The following is a 9,214-nucleotide window of genomic DNA, read 5'->3' as shown; positions in this document are numbered from 1 at the left end:
CCGATTCGTCTGCGTCACGGCGACGTCGCGATCGCGGCCATCACGAGTTGTACCAACACGAGCAACCCGTCGGTGATGATCGGTGCCGGCCTGGTTGCAAAGAAGGCGGTCGAGCGTGGACTGAAAGTCAAGCCATTCGTCAAGACCAGCCTCGCGCCCGGATCGAAGGTTGTAACCGACTACCTGTTTGAGGCAGGTCTCACGCCGTACCTCGATCAGCTTGGTTTCAATCTTGTCGGGTATGGATGTACCACGTGCATCGGCAACTCGGGGCCACTTCCGAAACCGGTGGCCGACGCGGTCAGGGAAGGCGACTTGATCATGGCCGGCGTGCTGTCGGGCAACCGTAACTTCGAGGGCCGTATTCATCCACTTGTCCAGGCGAACTTCCTTGCGTCTCCGCCGCTTGTTGTGGCGTTCGCGCTGGCGGGAACAGTCGATATCGATCTCACCAGTGAGCCGCTCGGCCAGGATTCCTCCGGCAACGATGTGTATCTGAAAGACATCTGGCCGACGGGCAAGGAGATCCACGACTTGATCAATTCCAGTGTGAAGCCGGAGATGTTCGAGAAGGAGTATGGCGGAATCGAGGAATCGAACGAGGACTGGAACAGGATCAAGATTCCGGAGGGATCCATCTACTCGTGGAGCGCCGATTCGACCTACGTGCAGGAGCCTCCGTTCTTCGTGGGCCTGTCGCCCGAGACGCCGAAGATCAAATCCGTAACCGGGGCGCGCGTTCTGGCGAAGGTTGGCGACTCCACCACGACGGATCACATTTCGCCCGCCGGCGCGATCAAGCCCGACGGTCCGGCCGGCGCATACCTGCAGGGGCGAGGCGTCAAGTTTCTGGACTTCAACTCGTTCGGGTCGCGGCGTGGTAACCACGAGGTGATGATGCGTGGCACGTTCGCCAACATCCGCATCAAGAATCAGCTTGTGCCCGGTACCGAGGGCGGCATCACAAAGTATTTTGGCTCGGACGAAGTCATGCCGATCTACGATGCCGCGATGAAGTATCAGGCGGCCGGCACACCGCTGGTCGTGCTGGCCGGGAAGGACTACGGCATGGGATCGAGTCGTGACTGGGCAGCCAAAGGCACGATCCTTCTGGGCGTCAAGGTGGTTATCGCCGACAGCTTTGAACGTATCCACCGATCAAATCTGATCGGGATGGGCGTCCTTCCGCTCCAGTACAAGGATGGAGAAAACGCTGCATCCCTGGGACTCGATGGAACAGAAACGTACGACGTTCCGGTGACGGACGACGTCAAGCCGCGGCAGAACATTAAAGTCTCGGCCCGAAAGAGTGACGGAACCGTCATTGCCTTCGACACGGTCTGCCGTCTCGATACTCCGATCGACGTCGAGTACTACCGCAACGGCGGAATTCTCCATTACGTTCTCCGCGAGTTTCTCGACAGATCGTCCGTCGAAGCCTAACCTGCCGCACAAGCGTTCGGCGAATCCGCGACCAACACCATGAACTCATCCATCTTTGAGTCGCGGCTGTTGCCGCTTCTATTCGCCGGGCTGTTGTCGTCGGCCTGCATGCGGGCGCCCGTGGTCGGACAAGTCGGCCCGTACGACTCGGGAGGGCCGCTGATGGCGGAGCAGGCGGCTTACGATGTCACGTACTATGACCTGGCGCTGGATGTGAATCCTGCAGACAGCACCATCGAGGGCAGTGTCACAGTGCACGCGCGGGCCGGATCCCCGCTCGAGTGGTTCGTGCTCGATCTGGTCCCTGAGTTGGAGGTACGGGCGGTTTCGACCGTCGCGTCCGACATCCCGGACACGCTGCGATTCGAGCGCCGCGAGGGCAAGCTGTGGATTCGACTGCCGCACACGTATCAGCCGGGCGAAATGATTGAGGTGACCGTGGCCTACGGCGGCACGCCGCACGTCGCAGTGCGTGCACCGTGGGATGGCGGGTTCACCTGGGCTCGAACGCCTTCCGAACTGCCGTGGGTCGCTACGTCGTGCCAGGGCGAAGGCGCGGACATATGGTGGCCGGTCAAGGATCATGTCTCGGATGAACCCGACTCCATGGACATCCGGGTGACCGTTCCGGATCCGCTGGTGGTGGCCTCGAACGGTCGTCTCGTGGAAACGTCACCGACCACAGACGGGCGGACGACCTTCCACTGGCACGTTTCCACGCCGATCAACACATACACCGTTGCACTGAACATCGCACCGTACCGCGTCATCAAGGATGAATTCCTGAGCGTGGCGGGCGACACATTCCCCGTGCTGTTCTACGTCCTTCCGGAAGACTACGACAAGGGTCTCGAGTTCATGGATGAGATCAGGGCGCACCTTCGATTCTACGAGGAACGGCTCGGGCCCTACCCGTTCCGCATTGACAAATACGGTGTGGCCCAGACGCCGCACCTGGGGATGGAACACCAGTCGATCATCGCGTACGGAGCGAACTTCAGCAATGTCGCGATGACGCCTCAGATCGATTTCGGCTTCGACAAGCTTCACCATCACGAACTCTCGCACGAGTGGTGGGGCAATCTGGTCACGAACGCGGACTGGAAGGATCTCTGGATTCACGAGGGCTTCGGCACCTACATGCAGGCCCTCTACGCAGAGGAGCTGAACGGCGAGAATGGGTATCTGCATTATCTGTCGTCCATTCGACCGATGATTCGCAATCGGAGTGCCGTGGCGCCCTACGAGTCGGTGACGGTCGACGAGATGGGAGACCGCGACGTCTATTTCAAGGGCGGATGGATCCTTCACACGCTCCGGTACCTTATCGGAGACGACGCCATGAATGTGTCGCTCCGCCGGATGGCCTACCCGACACCGGAGATGGAGGCCGTTACGGACGGACGCCAGTGCCGATTCGCATCAACAGATGATTTTATTCGGATCGTTGAGGAGGTGTCCGGACGCGACCTGGCGTGGTTCTTCGATCTGTACGTTCGACAGCCCGAACTGCCGGAGCTCGTTGTGGAGCGGGATGGGCCGCGGCTGCGTCTCGAGTGGAAGACTCCGAACGATATGCCGTTTCCAATGCCGGTCGAAGTCTCGTTCTCGGGCGACACGATCGCGGTCGATATGACGACAGGGTGGGCTGAGCTGCAGGTACCCGACACGGTGTTTGCCGGGACAGATCCGCGGCTACAGATTCTCAAGAAAGACGTGAGCCCGGACTGAGCTCTACTGTACCTCTTCGAGAAGGATGACGCCTGCGTCATTCGCGTCTACGGCAACCATGCCGTACGACACGAACGCCGCCTTTCCCGTATAGGCATCTCGAAGTATCGTGTTGTCCTCGAACATCTTGGAGACGTTCAGATGCATGCGTCCTTCGCCTCCGATCACGACAACCACCTGATCCCGCGTGCCGGCTTTTCCGTAGGTCCGGCTGAACGTGTATGGATCGGGGGCGAGCGTGCGGTGCAGTCCCATTGCGATCGACGGATGGCGTGACCGGAACCGCCCCAGCCGCTGCCAGTGCGAAAGTAGAGAGCTGTCGATCTCCGCCCAGTTCATGGGTGTTCGTGTACGCTCCGACGTGCCGTTCTCAATCGGACCGGGAGCCCTCCCGGTTTCATCTCCATAGAAGATCTGGATATTCCCCGGCGCGAGCATGAGCGCCGTGGAGGCGTCGCGAAGTCTGTCGCGATCGAAGAGGTGCGTGTCGTGCGACGACAAAAAGCTGACGACATTGAACGTCGGGTCGTTGCCGATGAGCGTCGAGTACGAGGTGTAGATGGAGTCGATTGGCGCGCCTCGCTCAATATCGCGCTGGAAGTCGAAGTTGAATACCGCGTCGAGTCCGTTGTCGAAGTATTCCGTGCGTTCGACACCGTGATCGAAGACTTCTCCAACGATCCAGAAATCCGTCTCGTCGAGAGCTTGTTGGGGTCGAGCGTTCTTCCATTCGCGGAGCGCAGCCGTCGCCTCACTCTTGAGATGCCTGATGGTGATCGAATCCAGATTCTTCGCTGTGTCGAGACGGAAGCCGTCGATGCCCAGGGTCCTCACCCAGCTCGTCAGCCACCCGGTAAGATGCTGCCGTACGGGCCCCGACCTATCAGCGAAATTCGCTTCCACGTTCACCTCGTCGCTGTCGGGTCGCTCGCGGATCCACTTTCGCGCGAGGAATTCCGGTACGAGTACGTTCGCGTCGGACTCTGTTCGGAAGTCCGGCAGACTTGATGTACAGGTTGTCTCGTTGGTGGCGCCGCACCGCGGATAGCCGCTGATGTCGGCGCGCATCCAGTCACCGCTCCACCATGACGACCACGCGGTCGAGTCGCGGTAGTCGATAAAGCGATTGTGGTACGCGGTCCAATCCTCGCCTGGGCCGGGAGTCCAGTCCTCCCATCCCGTTCCGAGGGAGCCAAATCCCTGTTCATGCATGTCTCGCAACGTGTTGTATCCGGCGTGATTCAGCACGACATCCATCAGGATCCGGATTCCGCGTTCATGACATGCCGTTACGAGAGCCTTCAAGTCGGACTCCGTCCCAACGTTGCGATCGATCCGTGTGAAATCCAGCGGCCAGTACCCGTGGTATGCGTAGGCCGGAAAAGCACCGGTTTCGCCGCCCACCCATCCCCGCACCTGTTCGAGCGGGCTCGTGATCCAGATCACGTTGACACCGAGGTCGTTGAAGTACCCTTCAATCACCCTGTCGGTCAGGCCTTTCAGATCGCCGCCGAAGAAGCGCCCGGGCGAATCGGAATGGATGACGTTGCCGGCCGAATCCAGTCCGCGATCATAGGCGTGATCGTTGGCCGTGTCGCCATTCGAAAACCGATCGGTCATCACGAAATAGATGACCGCGTTGTCCCACGAGAAAGGTTGTGCGGGCGCCGATACAGGTAACGCTGTGAAGAGCGTCGCGCCGAGTATCGCGGTTCGGATCCAGAACAATGATCACGCACAATGGATGTTTGAAACGGCTCGATCGAGAACTTCAAACATACCCCGCGGACGTCACATCTTCCACGAGCACACTCATGCGCACCCCGTTGCGGTCACGCCGCTCGCGTCGACATCTTCCCTGGCTCCCTGAAAATGCCCGCTTGGTTTACGTGCCCGACGTAGCGACCCAGGATCCTGACTTCCTCGAACACGTCCGGGTTGATGTAGATGTCGCCGTATTCATCATTGGCCGATTCCAGCCTCAGCCCGTCACGCTCTCGGTGGATGTACTTGAGAGAGGTCTCGCCGTTATACATCACGGCGCCAATGCCGCCGTCTTTGATATCCTCGTCGACCAGGAGGACGTAGTCGCCGTTCTGGATGTCCGCTCCGATCATTGAATCGCCTGACACGCGGATGGCAAAGATGCGGTCGAGGTTGGGGAAGAGGGTCTCAAGCGTGATTTGGCCCAGGTCGGCCTCCACGGCTTCCTGTAGAACGCCCGCGGTGATGACTCCGCGGATCTGTATCGCTCCGGCGAACGGACCGGGATCCCGATCCACGAGTTCGTAGCCAAACTCGTCACGTTTCAGGTATCCCTTCTTGAAGAGAGCCTGCAGGTTCTGTGTGACGCTGTTCGGCGACCGGAAGTCGAAGTGGTCGATGATGTCGCGATACGTCGGCCATTCTCCGTTTCGTTTCAAGAACGATCGGACGTAGCCGAGGAAATCGCGCTGCTTGGGGGTAAGGCTGCGGCGGCTCATGGTCGATGGGCACCTATGTGTATCACATGTAACAAATGTAACACACGTTGCTCGGCGGGTCAAGCGCGGCGTTCAGATCGCTATCTGTCCCATCACGCGTTTGCTCCGGTCCGGATACGCATCTTCGAGATGATATCGCATGAACGTTTCGACAAGCGATTCGAGATCGCGTCGCGTTGGAGCATCAAGCGTCAGGCGCATCGCCGTGTCGAGATCGGAGGCGGCAAGTATCGCAAAGGCGCGCAAGGCCTTACGGGATCCGCGCACAGCGTGGTGCCCCTCGCTTCCGACCGCAATAGTTCCGCGATCGACCGCCAGATATCCTCCGGAGCCTTCGATCGATTCGACGGAGTCGCGGTCGATGAGGGGTGCGAATCCGAGCTCGGTGGCCAGCTTCAGTTCGAAATGCAGCGCCAGATTCTCCGTGTACCGCGTGGCCAGACTCAAGCGCTGCAACGTGTGAAGCGCCAGGTTAAACAGTCCCGGATTTCTTTCCTCCTCCTGCACAACCGCTCCGAGCAGTTCGACGATGCGGAGCCCTGTTGAGATCTTCGAAAGGTCGCGCGCCAGGCTCGGAAATCGCAACAGATGAGACGTCTCTGACAGCGTCTGCAGCGAGCGCCCCGGCTTGACGTAGATGACCGATTCGATATACGACATCGGCATGAGCGCGGAACCGAACCGACTCTTCGTTCGGCGTGCACCCCTCGCGATCACGGAGAGCTTTCCCTTCTCGCGTGTGAACAGCGTGGCGATTCGGCTGGACTCGCCGTATCGCATGCTTCGTAGGACGATGGCTTCGGTTCTTAAGATCACGGCAGGTGTGGCTTGTCGCAGAAGTTACGCTTTTGGCCATTCGGGTGTCAGGTAGTAAACACACCGCACGAACGTGAGTCCGAGGCACATCCCACGCTGGGTATTTCGTCTGCAACACCGGCTCTCGATGACGCACAACGAGTTTGTGGCGATAGTGGTTGCCCTGACCCTGTTGCTGGTCGGCCAGGTCGCCCGGCAGTTCCTGATGGACCGGCCTGTGTTCGACGACGAATACTATCACGAACGGGACAGCCTCTTCTTTGCGTTGTCCAGCGCTACGATAGAGCCCGACACGATCATCATCCCTCGTGCAGACTCGGCTGCGGTGGCAGACTCCACGTACGCGGAGCCGGACTCGACGCACACCGTGGTTGAGTCAGGCGGTGAGTCGCCGCAGGACAATCGGATCGATGTGAACCGTGCATCGCTGGTGGAGCTGACCCGGCTTCCGGGGATCGGACCTCGTCTTGCCGAAAGGATCGTCGAGTATCGCCGTCGGCACGGTCCCTTTCGCAGGGTCAGTGACCTTGAGAACGTCTCCGGGATCGGACCAAAAAAGCTTGAAAGCCTAGCTCCGCTCGTTATCGTGCGCCTCTGAATTCTTGAGGCCGTCCTGGTCCGGGGGGACGTCGGACGACATGTCATCCATCACGCCCGATTGCGTCTTGCGAAGATGCTTCGTCCACTCATCGCCTCGCTTCTGCTCGCTGTTGAGAAACCGCCAGATCGGAACAAGAAGAAGGGCTGCCAGCCCGAAGAAGCCGACGGCTGTTAGAATGATGACAACCGTGTACTTGTCCATGCGATTATTGCGACGATACCTGAAATTAGAGCCTTGAACGATGCTACAACTGAAAATGTCCTCAGTCCGTCGTCCATTATTGGTTAGATTTCGTTTCGCAGGCACACTGCCGTCCAACGTTCGTAACGCGAACGGTTTGCGGCAGTCAAAGTGTTGAGTAGAACCATGACAGCTGAGCAGATGGCTCCCGTTTCGCCGGCACAGACGGCCCGATGGCTGACGACGGTATATCTCGCTCTGGCGCATCGGTCGTCGGAGGAGGTCGGCGACGACTATGAGAGGGCCATTCGCGATCGGGTCATGGAGCGCACCGGAAGTCTGGTGTCGACTGATTTCGTCGATACGCTGATCAGGGAAGTATCCAGCGATCTGGCCAATGGAGAGGGCACCCGAGTGCTCGGAGAAGCAGTCCGCGAACTGGGTGTGCGATTCGAACCGGATTTGCTTCGTCAGTTTTTGCACGATCTGGTCGCGCTGGCTCTTCACGATGACTGGTATCACCACGAAGAGGGACGATTCGTCAGCGCGGTGGCGCGGCGCTGGGATCTGCATCCTGCGGACGGAGAACGGGTCCGTCTCTGGAGTGTCATGGATTCGCACCTGTCCGATGGCGAGTGGACGGCGCTCCACGATCTGGCTATTGTCTACATCGCGCTCGCCCACCAGTCGGATGATGATCTCGACCACAACGAACTGGATGCAATCGGTCGCAAGGTGGCCGAGTGGCTCCCGGCAGCAATTCCCGACGACGTCGGCGCCATCGTGGAGGAGGCTCTTCGGTCGTACGCGGAGGATCGCGAACGTTCTATCATGCGCGATGCTGTTGTAAGGCTCAAGGCCAGCGTTCCCGTGAACCAGCGGGCCGCGATCCTCGCGGACCTGGAGTATATCGCGCGGGCGGACGACGTGGTGCTTGTCGAAGAGAAAGCGATCATCGCCGAACTTGCCAGGGCGTGGGATGTTGAGTTAGCCGGATGAGTCAGTTTGGCCGGTTACCCCGTTCGCGGGGCAGATCCTGGTGTACGAGTGATTCGGAAAGACTTTGATCTTCAGGGCCATCGCGGCGCCCGTGGCCTCGTCCCGGAAAACACGCTTCCCGCTTTCAGGCGTGCCATCGAGCTCGGCGTAAAAACCCTGGAACTGGATGTCGTCATCTCGGCAGATAACCAGGTGGTCGTTTCTCACGAACCGTGGTTCTCGTCGAAGTTCTGTTCGAAGCCGGACGGTTCCCCGGTGACTGACGAAGAAGAACGGTCGCTGAAGATCTATTCGATGACTTACGACGAGATTGCACGGTTCGATTGCGGCTCCCGTCGCCATGTGGATTTTCCTGAGCAGCAATCACAGCCGGCCGTGAAGCCGCTGCTGCGTGACGTGATCGTCATGGCTGAGGAGCTGACGGTTACGCTGGAACGCGAACCGGTTCGATACAACATCGAGACCAAATCACGTCGCGGCTGGGAGGGTGATCTTCATCCGGAACCATCGGTCTTTGCCGGCCTGCTGTACGCGGTCCTCGAGGAGCAGCACGTGCTGGGCCGATCGACCATCCAGTCGTTCGACGGCAGAACGCTGCGTGCGGCCCGACGAATTAACCCGGCATGGAACACATCGCTCCTCGTGAGCAGGTGGTCGGCGAGGTTCATCTCATTGAAGCTGAAGCGCCTGGGCTTTGTCCCGCAAATCTACAGTCCTGACCATCGTTCGCTGTCGACAAGATTGGTACGGAGCGCACATCGACGAGGAATGCTGGTCATACCCTGGACGACCAACACCGACGCGGACATATCCAGGGCCGTCCGGCTGGGCGTCGACGGGATTATCACTGACTATCCGGACCGCGCGAGGCGACTGTTGGAACAATTCTTGGTGCCTGGAGAAGCATGAGGTCCGAAATGCCTCACTAGTGCTGTTTTTCTTGATTTTACGTACCTTTAAG

At 59.3% G+C, this 9,214-nt stretch carries 9 protein-coding genes; 5 read left to right on the top strand and 4 right to left on the bottom strand.

Annotated elements, in window-relative coordinates; translation table 11 throughout:
- The coding region (gene acnA, locus HKN37_04145; protein NNE45832.1) for an aconitate hydratase AcnA at positions 1-1,443 on the top strand (1,443 nt) is incomplete at its 5' end.
- A 39-nt stretch (positions 1,444-1,482) separates the two neighbouring features.
- Positions 1,483-3,174 (top strand): M1 family metallopeptidase, encoded by a 1,692-nt coding sequence (locus HKN37_04140; protein NNE45831.1) that lies wholly within the window; start codon positions 1,483-1,485, stop codon positions 3,172-3,174.
- Positions 3,175-3,177: 3 nt separating this feature from the next.
- Here the strand turns inward: HKN37_04140 and HKN37_04135 are convergent, their stop codons facing one another.
- The 3 genes from HKN37_04135 to recO all read right to left on the bottom strand — a co-directional run bounded on the left by HKN37_04135 (position 3,178) and on the right by recO (position 6,437).
- Positions 3,178-4,902, bottom strand: coding sequence for an alpha-amylase (locus HKN37_04135; GenBank protein NNE45830.1), 1,725 nt, complete (start codon positions 4,900-4,902; stop codon positions 3,178-3,180).
- A 104-nt stretch (positions 4,903-5,006) separates the two neighbouring features.
- The gene (locus HKN37_04130) at positions 5,007-5,657 is read right to left on the bottom strand and encodes a repressor LexA (GenBank protein NNE45829.1); all 651 of its coding nucleotides are present in this window, start codon (positions 5,655-5,657) and stop codon (positions 5,007-5,009) included.
- 72 nt (positions 5,658-5,729) lie between these two features.
- Positions 5,730-6,437 (bottom strand): DNA repair protein RecO, encoded by a 708-nt coding sequence (gene recO, locus HKN37_04125; protein NNE45828.1) that lies wholly within the window; start codon positions 6,435-6,437, stop codon positions 5,730-5,732.
- A 241-nt stretch (positions 6,438-6,678) separates the two neighbouring features.
- On the opposite strand from recO, the gene HKN37_04120 reads away from it, so the two are divergent.
- A complete protein-coding gene (locus HKN37_04120) occupies positions 6,679-7,071 on the top strand; it encodes a helix-hairpin-helix domain-containing protein (protein ID NNE45827.1) in 393 nt (130 codons plus the stop codon).
- Here the strand turns inward: HKN37_04120 and HKN37_04115 are convergent.
- Complete coding sequence (locus HKN37_04115) at positions 7,042-7,275, bottom strand: hypothetical protein (GenBank protein NNE45826.1); 234 nt, start codon at positions 7,273-7,275, stop codon at positions 7,042-7,044. The genes HKN37_04120 and HKN37_04115 overlap by 30 nt on opposite strands.
- A 165-nt stretch (positions 7,276-7,440) precedes the next feature.
- Between HKN37_04115 and HKN37_04110 the strand changes: the two genes are divergently transcribed.
- Positions 7,441-8,253 (top strand): hypothetical protein, encoded by an 813-nt coding sequence (locus tag HKN37_04110; GenBank protein ID NNE45825.1) that lies wholly within the window; start codon positions 7,441-7,443, stop codon positions 8,251-8,253.
- Between the two features lie 48 nt (positions 8,254-8,301).
- Positions 8,302-9,162 carry a glycerophosphodiester phosphodiesterase gene (locus tag HKN37_04105; protein NNE45824.1) on the top strand — a complete coding sequence of 287 codons (861 nt, stop codon included), beginning with the start codon at positions 8,302-8,304 and terminating at the stop codon, positions 9,160-9,162.
- Positions 9,163-9,214: the final 52 nt, after the last annotated feature.

Source organism: Rhodothermales bacterium (assembly GCA_013002345.1).
In the GTDB taxonomy this organism is placed as follows: Bacteria; Bacteroidota; Rhodothermia; order Rhodothermales; family JABDKH01; genus JABDKH01.
The sequence above is the reverse complement of the archived record's forward strand: the minus strand, read 5'-3'. Positions and strand labels throughout refer to the sequence as shown.

Coding starts and splice junctions, on each gene's coding strand:
- HKN37_04140 (NNE45831.1), top strand. CDS start 1,483: ATGAACTCATCCATCTTTGAGTCGCGGCTGTTGCCGCTTCTATTCGCC.
- HKN37_04130 (NNE45829.1), bottom strand. CDS start 5,657: ATGAGCCGCCGCAGCCTTACCCCCAAGCAGCGCGATTTCCTCGGCTAC.
- recO (NNE45828.1), bottom strand. CDS start 6,437: ATGCGATACGGCGAGTCCAGCCGAATCGCCACGCTGTTCACACGCGAG.
- HKN37_04120 (NNE45827.1), top strand. CDS start 6,679: ATGGACCGGCCTGTGTTCGACGACGAATACTATCACGAACGGGACAGC.
- HKN37_04115 (NNE45826.1), bottom strand. CDS start 7,275: ATGGACAAGTACACGGTTGTCATCATTCTAACAGCCGTCGGCTTCTTC.
- HKN37_04110 (NNE45825.1), top strand. CDS start 7,441: ATGACAGCTGAGCAGATGGCTCCCGTTTCGCCGGCACAGACGGCCCGA.